The sequence below is a fragment of the Rhodoferax sp. genome (assembly GCF_028689305.1).
Lineage (GTDB): Bacteria > Pseudomonadota > Gammaproteobacteria > Burkholderiales > Burkholderiaceae_C > Rhodoferax.
Genome location: NZ_JAQTWM010000005.1, coordinates 41,693 through 61,099 on the forward strand (window position 1 = coordinate 41,693; position 19,407 = coordinate 61,099).

General features: G+C 62.1%; 15 protein-coding genes and 1 pseudogene. 4 read left to right on the forward strand and 12 right to left on the reverse strand.

The genetic code is table 11. From position 1 onward, the window contains the following. The 5 genes and pseudogenes from PHW99_RS02105 to PHW99_RS02125 form a co-directional block, all read right to left on the reverse strand. Positions 1-1,253: pseudogene (locus PHW99_RS02105) on the reverse strand (hypothetical protein); the annotation flags it as partial. Positions 1,254-1,336: 83 nt separating this feature from the next. After that, entirely contained in the window at positions 1,337-2,272 is a 936-nt protein-coding gene (locus PHW99_RS02110; RefSeq protein WP_300173349.1) for an FAD:protein FMN transferase, read from the reverse strand. An 8-nt stretch (positions 2,273-2,280) separates the two neighbouring features. Beyond that, entirely contained in the window at positions 2,281-3,462 is a 1,182-nt protein-coding gene (locus PHW99_RS02115; RefSeq protein ID WP_300173351.1) for a DUF3570 domain-containing protein, read from the reverse strand. A gap of 10 nt (positions 3,463-3,472) precedes the next feature. Next, positions 3,473-3,700 carry a DUF4266 domain-containing protein gene (locus tag PHW99_RS02120; RefSeq protein WP_300173354.1) on the reverse strand — a complete coding sequence of 76 codons (228 nt, stop codon included), beginning with the start codon at positions 3,698-3,700 and terminating at the stop codon, positions 3,473-3,475. 20 nt (positions 3,701-3,720) lie between these two features. Continuing rightward, positions 3,721-4,215: a TlpA disulfide reductase family protein gene (locus PHW99_RS02125; RefSeq protein ID WP_300173357.1), complete on the reverse strand. Its 495-nt coding sequence runs from the start codon at positions 4,213-4,215 to the stop codon at positions 3,721-3,723. Between the two features lie 176 nt (positions 4,216-4,391). Between PHW99_RS02125 and PHW99_RS02130 the strand changes: the two genes are divergently transcribed. Together PHW99_RS02130 and PHW99_RS02135 are read left to right on the forward strand one after the other, a co-directional pair. Beyond that, positions 4,392-5,321, forward strand: coding sequence for a DUF6502 family protein (locus tag PHW99_RS02130; protein WP_300173359.1), 930 nt, complete (start codon positions 4,392-4,394; stop codon positions 5,319-5,321). Continuing rightward, positions 5,318-6,472 (forward strand): DUF5666 domain-containing protein, encoded by a 1,155-nt coding sequence (locus tag PHW99_RS02135; protein WP_300173362.1) that lies wholly within the window; start codon positions 5,318-5,320, stop codon positions 6,470-6,472. Before PHW99_RS02130 ends, PHW99_RS02135 begins: the two co-directional genes overlap by 4 nt. A gap of 160 nt (positions 6,473-6,632) precedes the next feature. On the opposite strand, the gene dsbD is transcribed toward PHW99_RS02135, so the two are convergent. Beyond that, the gene (gene dsbD, locus PHW99_RS02140; RefSeq protein WP_300173364.1) at positions 6,633-8,537 is read right to left on the reverse strand and encodes a protein-disulfide reductase DsbD; all 1,905 of its coding nucleotides are present in this window, start codon (positions 8,535-8,537) and stop codon (positions 6,633-6,635) included. Between the two features lie 253 nt (positions 8,538-8,790). Between dsbD and PHW99_RS02145 the strand changes: the two genes are divergently transcribed. Further along, complete coding sequence (locus PHW99_RS02145) at positions 8,791-11,745, forward strand: two-component regulator propeller domain-containing protein (protein WP_300173367.1); 2,955 nt, start codon at positions 8,791-8,793, stop codon at positions 11,743-11,745. Here the strand turns inward: PHW99_RS02145 and PHW99_RS02150 are convergent, their stop codons facing one another. The 6 genes from PHW99_RS02150 to glnK all read right to left on the reverse strand — a co-directional run bounded on the left by PHW99_RS02150 (position 11,746) and on the right by glnK (position 18,447). Further along, positions 11,746-12,804 (reverse strand): 3-deoxy-7-phosphoheptulonate synthase, encoded by a 1,059-nt coding sequence (locus tag PHW99_RS02150; protein WP_300173369.1) that lies wholly within the window; start codon positions 12,802-12,804, stop codon positions 11,746-11,748. An 80-nt stretch (positions 12,805-12,884) separates the two neighbouring features. Continuing rightward, positions 12,885-14,132 carry a glycolate oxidase subunit GlcF gene (gene glcF, locus PHW99_RS02155; protein WP_300173372.1) on the reverse strand — a complete coding sequence of 416 codons (1,248 nt, stop codon included), beginning with the start codon at positions 14,130-14,132 and terminating at the stop codon, positions 12,885-12,887. A 9-nt stretch (positions 14,133-14,141) separates the two neighbouring features. Beyond that, a complete protein-coding gene (gene glcE / locus PHW99_RS02160; RefSeq protein ID WP_300173375.1) occupies positions 14,142-15,284 on the reverse strand; it encodes a glycolate oxidase subunit GlcE in 1,143 nt (380 codons plus the stop codon). 107 nt (positions 15,285-15,391) lie between these two features. Beyond that, a complete protein-coding gene (locus PHW99_RS02165) occupies positions 15,392-16,363 on the reverse strand; it encodes an SMP-30/gluconolactonase/LRE family protein (protein ID WP_300173378.1) in 972 nt (323 codons plus the stop codon). Positions 16,364-16,525: 162 nt separating this feature from the next. After that, positions 16,526-18,073 carry an ammonium transporter gene (gene amt / locus PHW99_RS02170; protein WP_300173380.1) on the reverse strand — a complete coding sequence of 516 codons (1,548 nt, stop codon included), beginning with the start codon at positions 18,071-18,073 and terminating at the stop codon, positions 16,526-16,528. 35 nt (positions 18,074-18,108) lie between these two features. After that, positions 18,109-18,447, reverse strand: a complete 339-nt coding sequence (gene glnK, locus PHW99_RS02175; protein WP_300173382.1) for a P-II family nitrogen regulator — start codon at positions 18,445-18,447, stop codon at positions 18,109-18,111. Between the two features lie 253 nt (positions 18,448-18,700). Between glnK and PHW99_RS02180 the strand changes: the two genes are divergently transcribed. Next, positions 18,701-19,407, forward strand: a 707-nt coding sequence (locus PHW99_RS02180) for a magnesium chelatase domain-containing protein (RefSeq protein WP_300173385.1), incomplete at its 3' end; no start/stop codon positions are given.

Genomic DNA, 19,407 nt, shown 5'->3' on the forward strand with positions numbered 1-19,407 from the left:
GCAGCAGCATAGCCCGTATTACCTGCCTGATCGGCCGTGAGAGTACAGGTTCCCGCTGCCACCAATGTCAATGTGGTGCCACTCACAGTACAGACCGTCGGCGTGGTGGAGGCCAGTGTCACGGCCAAACCGGAACTGGCTGTTGCCGACAGCGTGGGTGTGGCTACACCGATGGTCTGGTTGCCTGGTGAAGGGAATGTGATGGTCTGAGCCACTGGTGTTGGTGTGGGTGTAGGTGTAGGTGTAGGTGTAGGTGTAGGTGTTGGTGTTGGTGTTGGTGTTGGTGTTGGTGTTGGTGTGGGTGTGGGTGTAGGTGTTGGTGTGGGTGTAGGTGTTGGTGTTGGTGTTGGTGTTGGTGTTGGTGTTGGTGTGCAGCTCATGATGGGGGCATGGCTGTGGAAGTCTGCATCGCAGTCTTTGACCCGGTTGCCGGTTGAGCTGGTGCAGGTTCTTTCGACATCGTCAGAGGCCTTGCGGATATCGCTCAAATGGTCATTCAGATCAGAGTCAATGTCGTTTTCACGATCTTTCTCTTGATTGCCAGAACTTTGTGTTTTGCTGTGCGAGTCGTCATGCCCGTCATCGTCATGGCTTCCACCTTGTCCCGTGGTGACCGGTAGGGTGGCACAGGCGGTGGTATTGCCAATGGTTTTTTGCTTGCTGATCACGTAGACCCGAGCTACCTCACCGGCCTTGGCGTGATCGGCGCTGCTACTGCGTTTGCTGACGAAATCATCAAACAGGGAAATGGTGGTCAGTCCGGTCTGGGTCTTGACGTAGGCTTCAGCCGCTTCAATGCTGGTGGTGGTGCCTTTGGTTTTGTCGGTATTGATCTTGGTTTGCACCATGCTGGTCAGCGGGCTGATGATGCCGTGTTTGCCAGCCGGTGTGCTCAGTGTGTAGGTGGTGGTGACCAGGCCAGTATCTGCATCGGTGGCCTGACCGGCTGTGACCACAGCCAGCAGTGGTGTGTTGGCCAAAGATCCGGTTGGAATGTTCAGCGTGACTTTGCCGTTGGCATCGGTGCGGCCCTGTGGCTCGGTGGCTTCGCACACGCCGTTGTTGTTGAGGTCCGCGCAGACCAGTGCGTTCTGGATCAATCCGTCCATGACGGCGGTGGTCACTGGCGTGGTGGATGTGTTTGCCGGCGTTGTTGTGCCGGTGCCGCCGCCACCACCTCCGCCGCAGGCAGTGAGCGTCACGACGGCGGCGGCGATCAAGCCGAGTGAAACATGGTGAGTGGTATTTTTCATGGGGGTTCTCCTGGGTGATGAGTGGTTAAAAAAGGAAATCAAACGGGATATCAATGAAGTGGTGGTGTCCAGACCTGTACTTGTCAGGGGGGTAGTTGTTGCGTGTGGTGGACCCTGTGTCCATCGTGTTGCACCATCAGGTAGTCAACGTTTTGTGCAGCCAGCCAATCTGTTGCGACGGGCCCCTTCAGCATGGCAATGGTGGCCAGAGCGCCAGCAGTCACCGCGTTTGCGGCCAGGACGCTGACCGATTGCCAGTGTGATACGGGCCAGCCGGTGCGCGGATCCAGGATGTGGCAATAACGTTGCCCGTCCTGGATGAAAAAACGTTCGTAATCACCACTGGTGGCCAGTCCACCACGTGTCAGCGGCAGCAACGCCAACGGAGCCTGCGGTTGGGCAGGATCGGGCCGTGGATGCTGAACCTCGATGTGCCATGGCGCAGAGGCGCTTTCCGGCAACCCACGGCCCCCCAACGCATGCAGATCGCCGCCAAGATTGACCAGAGCGTGTGAAATCTGGTGGTTGTGCAGCACGGCGGCGGCCCGATCGGCAGCATATTCCTTGCCAAAACCACCAAAATCCAGTTCCATGCCGGTCCGCGTCAGGCGCACTTGACGGCCTTTGCGTTCCAGATGTTGCCATCCGACCAGTGGCAACAGGGCCTGCAACTGACCTTGATCCGGCAGAACGGCTTTCTTGAAGTCCCAAGCCCGGCGCAGGACACCCGAGGTGACATCAAACAGGCCGTCACTCTGGGTCCACAAAGCCTGGGCAAAGTCCAGCAGTCCCAGGGTTTCGGCATCCACCTCCACCCACTGCTGACCTGCCGCGCGGTTGATCCGGCTCACCACGCTGGACTCCCGGTAACGGGAGAATTTTTGCTCGATGCGCTGAACTTCGGCAATCATCGCCTGAGCCGCTCGACGCATCAGGCGTTCATCCTGGCCATCCATCTGCACACTGCAGGGCGAGGCCATGGCTGAAAAATCAAAACGCAGGGTGCGCCAGCGGCTCATGGATGTCCTCAGAAGCGGTGCGTCAGGCCGATTTGGACAAACTGAGCGTCAAACGGATCCAGCCCGGGGCTACCGGAGCCGCCCAGATGCCAGCTGGTACGCTGCTTGTAAGCCTCCACCTTCAAATCAATCGTGGTGGCGGGCGTCAGAGCGTAGGCCACCTTCATCGACAGGGTCACGGCACCAAAGGCAGCCAGACGCTGGTCGGTGGATTGGTTCTGGCCATTGAGGCTGACGGCACGCATCAGTACCGCCTGCGCGTCATAGTTGCCTTGGGCGTCCATGATGGGGTCCAGGTAGAAACTGGCCGCACTCTGGCTGTAGTAACGCAGGCCCGGCGTGAAAGTCCATCGTCCTGCGGGTTGGACCCATTCCAGCCCCAGTGTGTGGGAGCGCACGCCAAACGTGTCGTTGTAATAACGATAGCTACTGTGCACGGAGGCATCAAAGCTTTCCACATGATGGTTCCAGCGGGCCAGCGCAATCCAGGTGTTGCGGGAATTTGGCCGGGTGTCCAAGGTCTTGTAAGGGTCGTTGTAATAACCTTCGCCGAAACTGCGTGTCAGATTGAATTGCGCAATGTCCGAGGGGGTAAGAACCTGTGTGACACCGGCCATGAACTCATGTGTGCGTTTGCGCTGATTGACCACATCACCACCGCTGTAGGTGTTGTCGATGCGGTCGCTGGAACTGCCATAACCCACCGTCCAGGTCCGGTTGTTGTCTTCCGTGGACCAGCGTGCGTCCAGTCCGATCGCGCTGGAGGTGTAATCGTGTTCGTTCGAATACGCCACGCTGGCCGAAACGGCGGCGCGCGGGAAAAAACGGGTCACCCGGAAGTCGCCGGCATTGCGGTAGTCACTCATGCGGCTGGCACCAGTGGTCTGGGTGTGCCAGCGCGGCGAGGCGCCCGACACGCTGTCGCCCACCCAGGAGCCTTCCAAGGCCCAGACGCCGGCGATGGGCGCCTGAACATAAAGTTGGGGGGCATCCACTTGCACCCGGTCCCAACCAGGCTGGCTGTCCTTGTAGGTGCCGTATTTGATGGCAATGGTGGATTTCTCGGGGGCGTTTTCTGCCGACGCGTTCAAGGGCGTGGCGGCGACCAGCGCTGCCAGACCGGGCAATACCAGCGAAGCCAGCAACACGCCGCTGGCGGGCAAGAAATGGGATGTATTTGTTTTTTTCATGAGAACGCTTTCAGTTGCAACCGCAGCCACCGCCGCCGACGCCATAACCACCGCTGGAGTTTTCCTTGCTGCCGTAGATGTGCTGAACGAAGCGCTGGTCCAGCGGATCGCTTTCAAAGGTCATTTCGGGTTTGGCCAGGTTGCCCTTTTCCCAGGCATTGACCTGGCCCAGGTTGCTGCAACCACCGAGCCAGGCCAAGGAAGTGATGGCCAAAATATTCAGAAGAGTTTTTGTCATGGTGTTACCTGGTTGCCACATCACAGATGCAGGGCCTGCTTGATTTGTTTTTCGAGTTCTTCGCGCTGTGCGTCCTTGAACCCGTTGTGGACGCTGAGTACCTTGCCATCGGGGCCAATCAGGACCGAGGTCGGCATGCCCCGGATGGCGTAGGTTTTGGGGGTCTGACCTGTGGCATCAAATGCCACGGTGAAGTTGGCCGGGGTGTCTTTCAGAAACGTGCGGGCGTCCGCGTTTTTCTGGTCCACGTTGATGGCCACCACGCTCAACCCCTTGCTGCCATAGCGGGACTGCATCTCGTTCATCCAGGGGAACGATTGTTTGCAGGGGCCGCACCAGGAGGCCCAAAAATCCAGGTAAACCGTTTTGCCCTTGAAGTTGCTCAGATCCACAGTCGCCAGAAGCCCGGGCAGATTGAAGGTCGGGGCGGCCTGCCCCACTTCGACAGCATGTGCTGACAGGCCGCTCAGTGCGACCAGGGAAAGAGCAGCTACTTTTGCACAGAGATTTTTCATGAGTGACAAGGTCCGTGTGAGTGGATGGAGGTGAAAATATTTGGGAAAAAATCCCAAAAATTAAAATGTGCTCGTATTATGGGGGAAATTTTCAATTTTGGGAAAAAAACCCGAAAATTTGTGTGTAACCGAATGTTCGGGCACAATCCGGTGTCAATGCATCAGACAATTCATCAATGAGCGAGAACCCGTCCCCTTCTGAATCTGCCGCCCACGCGGCGGGTTTGCCCGAGCCCGCGTTGGCAGCCCAGGCCGTTGCGCAGGTGCTGCAGCCGCTGGCACGGCTGATGATCGGGCACGGTCTGCAGTTGCCGTCGATGCTGGAGTTGCTCAAAAAGGCCTTGGTGGACGAAGCTGCCAACGCCTACGGATTGCATGACAAAGCCAGCTCGGACACCCGCATTGCGCTGCTCACCGGCGTGCACCGCAAGGATGTGCGGCGTTTGCGTGAAGCCCCCGAAGCGGTCGACCTGGCCACACCCATGGTGCCCGTGGCGGCATCGGTGGTGGCGCGCTGGATCAGTAACCCGCATTACCTCAACGCCGACCAGACGGCCCGACCATTGGCGCGCACCCCTAAGCGTGGCCAGGCGGGGGAGCCTGATTTCACGACACTGGTGGCCGAGGTCAGCCGCGATGTGGGCGCCCGGGCCGTGCTGGATGAACTGGAGCGCCTGGGGGTGGTGGATTTGCAGGACGATGGTTACGTGGTTTTAAAAGCCAATGCCTTCGTTCCGAAGGAAGGTCTGGGAGAGTCCTTCCACTTCCTGGCTGCCAATGTCAGTGATCACCTGGCGGCTGCAGTCCACAATCTGGCGCCAGACCGGTCTGGGCCCCTGATGCTTGAACAAAGTGCGTTTTCTCTGGACCTGTCGGCCGAGCAGGCCGAACAGTTGCAGACCCGGGCGCGGCAATTGTGGGCGGCAACCCTGCAGCAGTTTTTGCAGACCGCCACGGTTGCCGAGCAACGTAGTCAGGCGGACCAGGGGGCCAAACATCGTGTGCGGTTTGGTGTGTATTTTTTCGACGCGTTACAAACGCAAGGGCCGGGCAAGTTGTCCAAGGCCACAATCGCCCGACCGAATAAGAGAAAAGCAAAGTCATGAATCCACTTGATCCTTCTGCCAAAGGTTTGACCCGCCGTGCCTGGATGGTGTTGGCTGGGTCGACCTTGAGCGCTTGTGGTGGGGGGGGTGGACTACTGGCTGCCTTGCCAGGTACCGGTGGCACCGGGTCACCTCTGTTTGCCCAGGGCTCCATCTCAGGTTTTGGCAGTGTCATCATCAATGGCATCAAATTCGACGACACCCAGGCGCAGGTCCAGGTGGATGGGCAGACCGTCACCTCGGCAGATTTGCGTTTGGGCATGGTGGCCGAGGTCCAGGGTGAACGTGGGGCGGACCTGACCTTGGGCAGTGCCAGCAGCATTGCTGTCTGGAGCATTGCGCAGGGCATGGTGAGCCAATCTGGCAGCAGCAGTTTTGTGGTGTCGGGCATGACGGTCCAGACCGGCACCAGCACGGTGTTTGAGGGTGTCAGCTCAGTCGGCCAACTGGTGGCCAGGCAGCGGGTGGCGGTGTGGGGTTTGCAGACCGGCACTGACGGCACCCACTGGAGCGCCACCCGTGTCGCGGTGCAGGCCGCCGACACCCAGGTGGTCAGCAGCGGCATGGTGCGTGTGGCTGACGGTGTGCGTCTGCTCAACGGGTACGTCCTGACGGGCAGTCAGGCCGTGGCCTTGTCCGCTGGTACGCTGGTGCGGGTTCAGGGCGTGTTGGCCGCTGATGGCGGCAGCCTGGAGGTCAACTCGGTCAAAGCCTTGGGGGTGTTGCCCGCTGGCCAGATGCAAGGCGAAGTTGAAATTGAAGCCTATGTGACCGCTATCACCTCAGCCAGCCGTTTCACCATGGGCTCGTTTGAGGTGGATGCCAGCAGTGCGTATTACCAGCCACTCAATGCCAAGATCAGTGTGGGTGCTCGTGTCGAGGTCTACGGCAGCTGGACCAACGGTGTGCTGAAGGCCACCAAGGTGGAGCTTGAAGACGAGCAGACCCTGGACCAGGCCGAAATCAAGGGCAGTATCACCTCTTTCACCAGCGTGGCCGACTTTGTGGTGCGTGGCCAGCGCTGTGATGCCTCGGCAGCGACGTTCAGTCACGGCAAGGCGGTTGACCTCAAACTGGGGGCCTATGTGAAGGTGTCTGGCACCAAGGCGGGTGACGTGCTGAAAGTGACGTCCGTGGAGTTTCATGACTGAACACCGGACGTGACGTCGGCGGCACAAGTGCCGCCGTTCCAGTGGCGCTGATATTGATCTGGCTTAGCAGCGTACCCATTTTTGCCCGGACTGAGCCGGTCGAAGCGTTTTGATCATTGGCCACATGCAAGGCGAACGATCACCCCCCGGCAGGCGGGGCTCAGAGAATTCTGGCGCTGCTCAATGAAGCCAGAAAATCCTTGGGCGCCTGATACCCCACCACCTTGTGCACCACCTTGGCCGAGGCGCCTTCAAAAAAGACGATGCCAGGCGGGCCAAACAGGCTGAAACGTTTGAGCAGGGCTTTGTCCTCAGCGCTGTTGGCCGTGACATCGGCCTGCAGCAGTTTCACATTGCCCAGGCGTTTTTGCACCGTGCTGTCGCTGAAGGTAAAGGTTTCAAACTCCTTGCAGGAGACACACCAGTCGGCATAGAAGTCCAGCATCACAGTCTGGCCCTGCTGCCTGGCCTGGGCCAGCGCGGCATCCAGCGCCTGTACGCTGGCTACCCGCTCGAACTTCAGGCCGGCATGCGCCGTCGCGCCCGGCAGGCTGCCGGCCTGGGCCGCGGCCAGATGACTCAAGGGCTGCAGAATGGATTGCCCGCCTGAGGCGGCGCCGACCAACAGCACCAGGGCCAACGCCGCCAGACCGGCACCGCTGGCACGTGCTGCCACCGGCGTGTGCGGATGCTGCGGGCTGCCGCCACCAAAAATGCCCAGCAGGGCGGCCGCAGTCAGCAGCCAGGCGGCCCACAGCAGCATGTGCGCCGCAGCAGGAATCACCGGTGACACCATCCAGATGGCCACACCCAGCAGCATCATGCCAAACACCTGTTTGACACGTTCCATCCAGCCGCCGACGCGTGGCAGCAGGCTGCCGGCCGACAGGCCCACCAGCAGCAGCGGCACGCTCATGCCCAGTGCCATGGCAAACAAGGCCAGTCCACCCAGCACGACGTCGCGGGTCTGGCTGATGTACACCAGCGCACCGGCCAGTGGCGCGGCCACGCAAGGCCCCACCACCAGTGCCGAGACACCACCCATGATGAAGACGCCAATGAAGGAGCCGCCCTGGAAACGGTTGGACCACTCGGTGGCGCGGCTTTGGATGGCACTGGGCATCTGCAACTCATAAAAGCCAAACATCGACAGCGCCAGGGTGGACAGCAGCAAGGCGAACGCACCCAGCACCCAGGGGTTTTGCAGGGCAGCAGCCAGACCTTCACCGGCCAGCCCGGCGGCCACGCCAAACCCGGCGTAGACCAGGGCCATACCCAGTGAATAGGCCAGCGCCAGGCCAAACCCCTTGCCGCGACTGACCGGGCCACTCTGCCCGGCAATCAGCGACGAGAGGATCGGCACCATCGGCAGCACACAGGGCGTGAAGGCCAACAACAGGCCGGCCAGCAGGAAGGCGCCCATGGTCTGCAGCAGGCTGCCGGAGGCCAGGGTTTGTGCTATTGAATCTGTAGCATCTGATGATTTATTTGTCTGGGATAGGGGCATATTTTGTTCTGAACTGACCATGACGACCGGGGTGGGGCGGGGGCTCGCCGCCGTCGCAGGCGTGGTGTCCGTGGTGGCTGGGGCCGCATACTGGACACCGTTTTGCGTGGCGCCCAGCCCGGTCAAGGCCACCTGCAGCTGGCGGCTGTCAGGCTGGTAACACAGGCCTGAATCGGCACAGCCCTGCCAACCCACGGTGAGCGGGATGGCGGCGCTGCCCTGAGTCAACTTCAGCTCCACGTCCACGGCCTGTCGATACACCGCCATGGTCTTGTTGAAGTTACTGTCAAACTCGTCAATGCCGGCGGGCAAGGCCAGCGGGGTCCAAGCCACACCGGGAGCATCCGCCTGGACGCTGATGCGGTCACGGTACAGGTGGTAGCCGGGCGCAATCGTCCAGTGCAGGCGCACCGTGTGGCCATCGGTGGTGCTGGCCGAGAAGGCAAATGCCTGTTCCGGCGGCAAAAACTCGTCGGCCCAAGCGGGCAGGGCCAAGACAGCGGCGATCAGGCCAAACCCAAGCAGCCAGCGGTGGAAAAAACGGAAACACAGCGACATGAACGCACCTCCAACAAAACTGAAGGTGCGATTGGATCATATTTTTGGGAAATAATCCCAAAAATATGTAACAAGCTTTGTTTCCCGGCTGGACGCCATGGCGGGGACCAGACTGTGCTGGCTTGTTCAGCGGTATCACCGAACAGCCAAGTACTTGCGTGAAATCATTCCCTTGTGAACGGACATTGTGGACAATGGCCACATGACTCGCTGGTTATATTGTTCCCTCAAGCCATGGCCGCCTACGCCCGGCATGAGCCAAGTGAGGAGCCGTATGCTGGCCATGCCGCTGGTCTGGTTGGCTTGTGTCCTGTCCATGGCTGCAGCCCTGGCGGCCCCATCAGCGTGGACTTCCAATCTGGCTGCGGGGGAAACCGCCAAGGCGCTGACCCAATACAAGGTGGACAACTGGCAGACCGAACAAGGACTGCCGATGGATCTGGTCCATGCGTTGCAGCAAACCCGCGACGGCTACCTGTGGCTGGGAACCGCTGGCGGGCTGGCCCGGTTTGACGGGCACCGCTTCAGCACCTTTGAGGTGTCCGAGGCGGCCGGGGCGGCGACCCAGCCCGTGTTTGGCTTCATGGAAGACCGCGAGCAAACACTCTGGATTGCCCATGGCAAAGGGGCCATACGCTACCGTCAGGGCCACTTCCAGCCCGCCTTCTCCACCGAGGTCACGGCCGGGCAGCGCGTCTACGCTTTCGCCCAGGCCCCCGATGGCTCGGTTTGGTCAGCCACCGAAAATGGTCTGGTGCACTGGGACCAAGGGGCCACCAAGCTCTACCAAAAAGCCGATGGCCTGCCCACCAACCGCCTGCGCACACTGGCTTTTGACCGCGCGGGGGTGTTGTGGATTGGCACCTCTGGCGGCGGGTTGGTGTCGTTTTCGGCAGGCCGCTTCAAGGTGCTGAACCCGGCCAACGGGTTTCCACATTTGCAAGTGCGCTTTGTGCTGGCTGACCCCGACGGCAGTATCTGGGCGGCGACGGCCGGTGGTGGCCTGGCGCACATCCACCAGGGCCAGATCACGACCTACACCGTGGCCGATGGCCTCCCTACCGATCAGCTCACGGCCTTGTCGCTGGATGCACAAGGTTCGCTGTGGATCGGCACCTGGGGTGCCGGCATCAGCCGTCTGCATGGTGGCAAGTTCACTTCCCTGTCGACGGCCGCTGGACTTGCCGGAGACCAGATCTGGTCGATCCAGGCAGATCGTGAGGGCAGTGTCTGGGTGGGCACCTGGGTCGCGGGGTTGAACCGGCTCAGTCCGCGCCAGTTTGATGCCCTGGGCACGCCCGAGGGGCTTTCCCACGACAACGTCCGCTCGGTGCTGCACGCCCGCAACGGGGTCACCTGGGCGGCGACTGCCGGCGGTGGGCTCAACCGCATTGAGAACGGCCGCATCACCACCCTGAGCCACAAAGACGGTTTGCCAACCAACGAACTCTCCAGCCTGCTGGAGGACCGTGATGGTTCGCTCTGGATCGGCAGCTACACCGGTGGCGTCACCCGGCTGCGCCAGGGCAAGATACAAACTTATGGCATGGCGCAAGGGCTGCCAACGCCCGATGTGCGTGTGCTGTACCAGGACAGCAAGGGCGTGGTGTGGGTCGGCACCCAGTCGGGCCTGGCCCGGTTTGACGGGGTAGGCTTTCGCGCCGTGCACGATGCGGGGGCACCGCAGGATGTCACATCCAGCATCCTGGAGGACCACCGTGGCACGTTATGGTTTGGCACTTCAGGCCAAGGTTTGTTTCGTTATCGTGGTGGCGTCTTTTCAACCCTGACCGTCGCCGACGGCCTGGTATCGAACTGGATCATGTCACTCTATGAAGATGCCGATACCAACCTGTGGATCGGCACCAGTGGCGAGGGCATGAACCGCCTGCGCAACGACCAGCTGGTGAGTATCCGCCCGGCAGACGGACTGTGGGACGGCACCGCCCAGACGATTCTGGAGGACAGCAGCGGCCACCTCTGGATGACCTGCAACCGGGGCTTCTACCGGGTGGCCCGTGCTGAACTGGTGGCCTTTGCGGAGCATCGGCAAAACAGGATCAGCTCCCTGGGGTTTGGTCAGGGTGTGGCCCTGCGCAGCACCCTGTTTGCTGGTGGTGTCAAACCTGCGGGGGCGATGGACCGTGACGGCAAGCTCTGGCTGCCCTCCAACAAGGGGCTGGTGATTGTGGACCCCCTGCATCTGCCAGGCACCGGCCCGGCGCCGCTGGCCCGTCTGGAGAGTGTGGTGCTCAATGGCGTGAGCAGCCCGGCGGGCACCAGGGTGGTGCTGCCGCCAGGGTCGGTGCCATTGACCATCCGTTACACCGCCATGACGCTGCTCCACGCCGATCGTGTCCGGTTTCGTTACCAGATGGTTGGCATCACGCCGCAATGGGTGGATGCCGGTCTGACGCGGGAAGTCTCGTTCCCTGCTTTGCCCCACGGCAGCTACCGATTCCGGCTGGCCGCATCCCTGGACGGTCAGCACTGGAGTGAGGATGATGAGGGGCTGGCGATCAGCGTTCAGCCCCATCTCTACCAAACCCTTTGGTTCAGGGCCATGGCCGTTTTCATGGCCGTGACGGTTGTGGTGGTCCTGTTCAGGCGACGCTTGCGCGGTCTGCGGGCGCGCCATGCCGAAATGGAGCTGCTGGTGGCGCAGCGTACCGAGGAGCTGAGGCTGGCCAATGAGCGCCTGTCACGGCTGTCGTTCGTGGATGCGTTGACCGGGCTCGCCAATCGGCGCCGCTTCAATGACACGCTGGATGAGGAATGGCGCCGTGCCTGCCGCTCCCAGACCAATCTGGCCGTGGTGATGGCCGATATTGATAACTTCAAGTTGTACAACGATGCACTGGGGCACGTGGAAGGTGACCACTGCCTGAGCGCGGTCGCCGGGGTATTTTTGCGGACGGCGGGGCGGGCCGGCGACCTGGCCGCCCGTTATGGCGGCGAGGAAATGGTTTTTCTGATGCCGGGGTGCGATCACGCTGCGGCGATGACCATGGCAGAGAGCTTGCGTGCCGCTTGCGAGGCGCTGGCCATCCCACATCCTGCGTCGCCTGTCAGCCCGGTGGTGACCATCAGCCTGGGCGTGGCCTCCTGCATTCCTACGACCGATATCGCCGCCGAAACCCTGGTGGCACAGGCTGATGCCGCACTCTACCGTGCCAAAGAGTCGGGCCGCAACCGGGTGTGCGGGTGACTATCGCGCCAGGGCGCGCAACCGCTGAGCTGCCTCACGCAGGTTCGCTTCGGTGACATCCCAGCCCAGGCAGGCGTCGGTGATCGACACGCCATAGCGCAGCTCAGCCGGGTTGCCCAGCTTCTGGTTGCCCTCGAACAGGTTGGACTCCAGCATCACCCCCTTGATGGACTGGTTGCCCTCGACGATCTGGCTCACCACATCCTTGAGTACCAGGCTTTGCAGCGCATGGTTTTTACGTGAATTGCCATGGCTGCAATCGACCACGATGTTGGCGGGTAGTTTCGCCCTGGTGAGCGCAGCTTCTGCTTCCGCCACCGCCACCGAGTCGTAATTGGGCTGTGCGCCGCCGCGCAAAATCAGGTGCCCATACGCATTGCCACGGGTTTGTGTCAGCGCCACTTGGCCATCGCCGTTGATGCCCAAAAACACGTGCGGCTGGGCGGCAGACAACATGGCGTTGAGCGCCACTTCCAGGCTGCCGTCGGTGCCGTTCTTGAAGCCCACCGGGCTGGAGAGGCCGCTGGCCATCTCGCGGTGCGTCTGGCTCTCGGTGGTGCGCGCACCAATCGCGCTCCAGGCAATCAGGTCGCCCAGGTACTGCGGTGTGATCGGGTCCAGCGCCTCGGTGCCGCAGGGCAGGCCCATGTCGTTCAAATCGACCAGCAACTTGCGGGCGATCTGTAGGCCGTCTTCGATGTGGAACGAGTCATCCATGCGCGGGTCGTTGATCAGGCCTTTCCAGCCCACGGTGGTGCGCGGCTTTTCAAAGTAGACCCGCATCACCACAACCAACTGGTCTTTCAGCTCCTCGGCCAGCGCCTTGAGCTTGCGCGCGTAGTCCATGGCGGCAGCAATGTCGTGGATCGAACACGGCCCCACCACTACCAGCAGGCGTTTGTCCTGACCTTTGAGGATGTTGGCGACGGTGTTGCGTGCACTGCCGACGGTGCGGCTGGCGGCCTCGCTGGCGGGCACCGCGTCATGCAGGGCTGACGGAGACAACAGGGCCTGTTGCGCGACCACGTTGAGATTTTCAAAGGCGTTGGGGAAAGTCATGATGGATGAGTATGAAATAAGGCTCTAGCCCGCATTTTATAAGCGTGAATAGCTCCTATTTTTATAGTGCAAGATGGACGTCAGACCAGCGCCTCATCCAGCACCTCAATCCAATGCCGCACCGGCGTGCTGGTGCCGCTTTGCAGGTGGGTGATGCAGCCGATGTTGGCGGACGCGATCTGGTCAGTCGTCTCGGCGCCAAAGGTGCTGGCCAAGTGGCCGAGTTTGCGGTCGCGCAGCTGGTATGACAGGTCGGGATTGAGCACGCTGTAGGTGCCGGCCGAGCCGCAGCACAGGTGGGCTTCACAGCCGGTGGTTCTCACATTGAAGCCCAGCTCGGTCATGTACTTTTCCACGCCGCCACGCAGCTTCATGCCATGCTGTAGCGAACATGGTGGGTGAAAGGCGATGCGACGGGCAGCGGGTTTGACGCGCTCGCGCAGACGGGTGCTGAGCTCGGGCAACCATTCGCTCACGTCCTGGGTCAGTTCGCTGATGCGTTTGGCTTTGGCCGCGTAGGCCGGGTCGTCCCGCAGCAGGTGGCCGTAGTCTTTCACCGTGACCCCGCAGCCGGAGGCATTGATGACGATGCCTTCCACACCGCCCTGGTCCGCTGCCGCATCGATGTGCGGCCACCAGGCATCAATGTTGGCACGCATCTGGGCCATGCCTCCCTCTTGGTCGTTCAGGTGAAACTTGACCGCGCCGCAGCAGCCGGCCTTGGCGGCTGTTACGCACTGGATGCCGGCTGCATCAAACACCCGCGCGGTGGCGGCGTTGATGTTGGGGCTCATGGCCGGTTGCACGCAGCCAGCCAGCACCAGCACCTTGCGGGCGTGTTCACGCGTGGGCCAAACGCCTGCAGGCTGTCTGGCGGGCACCTTGTTTTTCAAGCTCTGAGGCAACAGCGCGCGCACCTGTTGGCCCACGGCCATGGCGGGGGCAAACAGCGGCGAGGTCAGCCCTTCTTTCAAGGCCCAGCGCAGGGCGCGTTCACCGGCCGGGCGCGGCACTTGTGCGTCCACCAACTTGCGGCCAATGTCGAGCAGGTGGCCGTATTGCACGCCGCTGGGGCAGGTGGATTCGCAGTTGCGGCAGGTCAGGCAGCGGTCCAGGTGGGCCTGGGTCTTGCGCGTGGGGGTGTGGCCTTCGAGCACCTGTTTCATCAGGTAGATGCGCCCGCGCGGGCCATCAAGTTCGTCACCGAGTAGCTGGTAGGTCGGGCAGGTGGCGGTGCAAAAGCCGCAGTGGACACATTTGCGCAGGATGGCCTCGGCTGTCAGCCCATCGGGGGTGCCCTGGTAGCGAGGAGCAAGTTGGGTTTGCATGATGAGGACTTACAGATGGGGGTACATGCGGCCGCGGTTGAAGATGCCTGCCGGGTCAAACTCGGCCTTGAGGCGTTGATGAATGTCGTTGATGGGCGGCTTCAAGGCCGCAAAACGGTTGCCAGTGCCGGCACCGTCAGCATGAGCTGGCCGGAACAGCGTGGCCGAACCGCCTGCGTCGTGTGCCGTCTGGCGCAGCTGTACCCGGGCTGATTCGGGTGCCCACAGCCAGCGCTGGCCGCCATGCCATTCCACCAGTTGCGGCCAGGGCAGGTCCAGGACCGGCGCGGTGGGCGGCAGGCTCAGGCGCCACAGGGCGGTGTCGGGATGTGCTGCCGGGTCGAAAAATGGCAGGTGCTGGTCGCGGCAGGCCGTCCAGTCCGGGCCGGCCTGTGTGTTGTCCATGCGTGTGCCGGGCAGGTCTTGCAGCATCTTGCGGCAGGCGGACTCGACGGCGGCGCTGGCACCGCGCAAGCGCACAAACAGCAGCTCGGGCGTGCCGCGGGCGGTGTCGTCACGGACCCAGCAGCTCGCATTCAGGGGCAGGGGTTCGGCGCCCCAGCGGTGTAATTGGGCCAGGGCGCGGTCTTGGCCCAGTTGGAAAACCAGTGTGGCCTCAGCCGGAGGCACCGGCAAGACCTTCAGAGACACCTCGGTCAGCACCCCCAGGATGCCCAAGCTGCCCACCAGCAGGCGCGAGACGTCGTACCCGGCCACGTTTTTCATCACCTGCCCGCCAAAGGTCAGGTGTTCACCGCGGCCATTGATCAGTTGCACCCCCAGCACAAAATCGCGCACGCCGCCGACACTGGCGCGCGCCGGGCCGCTCAGACCCGCCGCCACCATGCCGCCGCAAGTGCCTTGCCTGACGCCGTCGCTGGCGGTAAAGCGTGGTGGCTCAAAGGCCAGGCACTGGCCTTTTTCCGCCAGGGCCGCTTCCAGCTCGGCCAACGGGGTGCCGGCACGCACCGTCACCACCAGTTCGCTGGGCTCGTAGCTGACAAGGCCGGTATAGGCCGTGGTGTCGAGCCTTTCACCTTGCGGCGGTTCGCCATAAAAGTCCTTGCTGCCATGGCCGCGGATGCACAGTGGTGCTTGGGCCGCAGCCGCAGCGCGAATCGGGTCAATCAGGTTTTTCAGGGCAGCAGGCATGGCAGGCGGCGTTCAGGGAGGGGGTTGTGATGGTACGACCGGAACCCGTGGCCGGATTTGAATTTTTTGAAAGTCCTGTGTTCGGAAAATGATGACCTGCCTGTGGCTCAGTCCTGATAAAAGTGGACCGGCAGACCGGGCACGGCCACACGCATCGACAACACGCGGCCAGACAAGGGGAAAGCTGCCAGCTCAGCCGCACTGCGGTGGTGGCTGGCGCTGGTGACATACAGGGTCTTCAGGTCTTCGCCGCCAAAACAGGGCATGGTCGGGCATTGCAGCGGGGTGGGGTACTCGGCCAATAGCGTGCCGTCGGGTGCAAACTGGCAGACACGCCGACCCTCAAACATGGCGACCCAGTAGTTACCCAGGGAATCCACCGCCGCGCCATCGGGACGGCCCGCGTAGCCGCCGTTGTGTGCGACATCCGGGGCGGTTTGCCAGCCGGCTGGCTTGGGTTCAAAACGGGCAAAGACACGTTGCCTGCTCATGGCGCCGCTGGCCGCATCAAAGTCCCAGGACCAGGCGGTGTGGCTGGGGGTGTCGGCCCAGTACAGGGTGCGGTTGTCCGGGCTCCAAGCCAGGCCGTTGGCGGTGGTCATGCCCGCGCCGGGGCTGATTTGGCAGCTGACCTGCGGCGCACCGCCGCGGGCCGCGCGGCCATCCAGGCAGAACAGCGCGGCGTTTTTCCGGCTGCGTGTCTCATCCACAGTACCGACCCAGAAGCGCCCTTGCGCATCACACTTGCCGTCATTGGCACGCTGGGTGGTCGGGTCATAGTCCAGCCTGGCCAGCTGTTGTAATGCACCGCCCCATTCGGGCGCACGGAAGACACCGTGGCGCAGGGCAATCACCAAGCCACCACGCTCGGCTGGCGCCATGCAGCCGGGTTCGCTGGGCATGGCCCAGGTCTCCACCGTGCCCATGTAGATGTTGGCGCGCAGGATCTGCTGGCCGGCAATGTCCAGCCAGTACAGCATCTGTTCATGTGGATGCCAGAAGGGTGATTCACCCAGGGCGCAGCGATGTGGGGTAACGGTCTGCCAGGGCGTATGGGGGACGGAGGGCCGGATATTCATGCGCGGTTCGGATCATGGACGGAGTGCATGATTGTGCCCGTTGCCCAGACGGCGATGCTCAAAAAAAGACCCACCGGGGCCAGTGGCCGCGGTGGGCATAACTCTCAAGGAAAAAATGCGCAAACGGGCAGCCGGCCAATACGGCCGGCTGCCCTGTTCCGGTTACCGGCTGTAAGCTGTTTCGCCGTGGGTGGAGATGTCCAGACCTTCGCGTTCGGCTTCTTCCGGCACACGCAAACCGATGGTGAGGTCAACGATCTTGTAGGCAACAAACGACACCACACCTGACCAGATCACCGTGGTCAACACGGCCTTGGTTTGCACCCAGACCTGGGAGGCGATGGAGTAGTCCGCCACCGTCACCATGGATGCCGTCACCCAGTCAGCCACATAGCCTGGGCCGCCGAGGGCCGGGCTGTTGAACACACCGGTCAAAATGGCACCCAAGATGCCGCAGACGCCGTGCACGCCGAACACGTCCAGCGAGTCGTCCGCACCGAGCAGCTTCTTCAGGCCATTCACGCCCCACAGCCCGGCAAAACCGGACAGGAAACCAATCACCAACGCGCCACCGATGCCCACATTACCGGCGGCCGGGGTGATGGCCACCAGACCCGCCACACAGCCAGAAGCTGCACCCAGCATGGAGGCTTTGCCGCGCATCAATGCTTCACCGATGCACCAGGCCAACACGGCAGCGGCAGTGGCGCCGAAAGTGTTGATGAAAGCCAGGGCGGCAAAACCGTTGGCTTCCAGGGCCGAACCGGCGTTGAAGCCAAACCAGCCCACCCACAGCAGGGACGCGCCCACCATGGTCAAGGTCAGGCTGTGCGGCGCCATCGATTCCTTGCCGTAACCGATCCGCTTGCCGACCATGTAGGCACCGATCAAACCAGCCACAGCGGCGTTGATGTGCACCACGGTACCGCCGGCAAAGTCCAGAGCGCCAGACTGCCAGATGTAGCCAGCCTTGGCATTCATGGCATCCACCACATCCTTGGCAGCGTAGGCATCCGGGCCCATCCAGAACCAGACCATGTGAGCGATCGGGGCGTAGCTGAACGTGAACCACAGCACCATGAACATCAGCACGGCGCCAAACTTCATGCGCTCGGCAAAGGCGCCGACGATCAGCGCCCCGGTGATGCCGGCAAAGGTCGCCTGGAAGGCGGCGAACACGATTTCGGGTATGACCACACCTTTGCTGAAGGTGGCGCCGTTGGCAAACGAACCCGCGACGTTGTCCCAGATGCCTTTCATGAACAGCCGGTCAAAGCCGCCAAAGAAGGCGTTGCCTTCGGTGAAGGCGAGGCTGTAGCCGTAGATAAACCACAGCACCACGATCAGCGAGAAGGTCACCATCACCTGCATCAGCACGGACAGCATGTTCTTGGAGCGCACCAGGCCGCCATAAAACAGGGCCAGTCCGGGCACCGTCATCAGGATCACCAGCAAGGTGGAGACCATCATCCAGGCGGTGTCGCCTTTGTTGGGAACCGGTGCTGGAGCCGCTGCAGGCGCGGATGCACCGGCTGCTGGTGCAGACGCGGCACTGGCGGCTGCGGCGGCCGGCGCGGCCTCGGACGCCGGCGCAGCGGCAGCAGGCGCTACTTCAGAGGCGGCGGGTGCGGCGGGCGTCTGGGCCATGGAGAGGGTGCCGCCAAGCAACAGACTCATGCCCAGCGCGAGGGATGCAAGTAGTTTTTTCATGGTGTTGGTCTCGATTCAGGGGGTTGTCGTATGCGTTACAGCGCCTCGTTGCCAGTTTCGCCGGTGCGGATCCGGATCACCTGTTCGATCGATGTGACAAAAATCTTGCCGTCACCAATCTTGCCGGTGCGGGCCGCACCTTCGATGGCTTCGATCGCCTGGTCGACCAGGGTGTCGGCAATGGCGGCCTCAATCTTGACCTTGGGCAGAAAGTCCACCACATATTCGGCACCACGATAAAGTTCGGTGTGCCCCTTCTGGCGGCCGAAGCCTTTGACTTCGGTCACGGTGATGCCCTGCACGCCAATGCCGGAGAGCGCTTCGCGCACCTCATCGAGCTTGAAGGGTTTGATAATGGCTGTGACAAGTTTCATGAGTTCTCCTTGGCTTGGGAAGAGTGGGTCACACTCGGAGGGTTCGATGTCATAAGCTGTCCCAATGAATGGGCTGACGAGCTGATAAAGCAGGGTTCGTGCCAACTGTTTGACAACATGACGGGTGCACCGGGTCTTGCATGGCATCGGCTTTACGCTAAGATATCTGTATAAAAAACCAGTAATCACCAGTTTGGTGCATGTGCCAGAGTCATCTTTCGGCCGGTGCGCACCTTTTTAGCGAGGGAACCTCATGAGTCTGTCTTTGGTGCAAAGTCGTGCCTTGCTGGGGCTGGAGGCTGCCGCCGTGGTGGTCGAGGTTCACCTGGCCAATGGCCTGCCGAGCTTTACGCTGGTGGGCCTGGCTGATGTCGAGGTCAAGGAAGCCCGCGAGCGGGTGCGCTCGGCCATTCAGAACTCGGGGCTGGAGTTCCCCAACAACAAACGCATCACGGTCAATCTGGCGCCGGCCGATCTGCCCAAGGATTCCGGGCGTTTTGATTTGCCGATTGCGTTGGGCATCCTGGCTGCCAGCGGGCAGATCGACGGTGCGCGGCTAGCCGGGCATGAGTTTGCCGGTGAGCTGTCCCTGTCGGGTGAATTGCGCCCGGTACGCGGCGCCCTGGCCATGAGTCTGGCCCTGCACGCCAGCAAGGTGGTGACGCAACTGGTGTTACCACCGGACAGTGCCGAAGAGGCTGCGCTGGTGCCAACCGCGCAGGTGTACCGGGCGCGTCATCTGCTCGACGTGGTGCAGCATTTTCTGCCCGCGACGGCGGGTACGGTGCCGGAGCAAGCTGGCGACGGCTGGACGCGTATCCATGCCACTTCCCTGGCGCCAGCGGCACAGTACCCGGACCTGGCGGATGTCAAAGGCCAGCTCGGTGCCAAACGGGCGCTGGAGATTGCCGCTGCCGGTGGTCATAGCCTGCTGCTGATGGGGCCGCCGGGTTCGGGCAA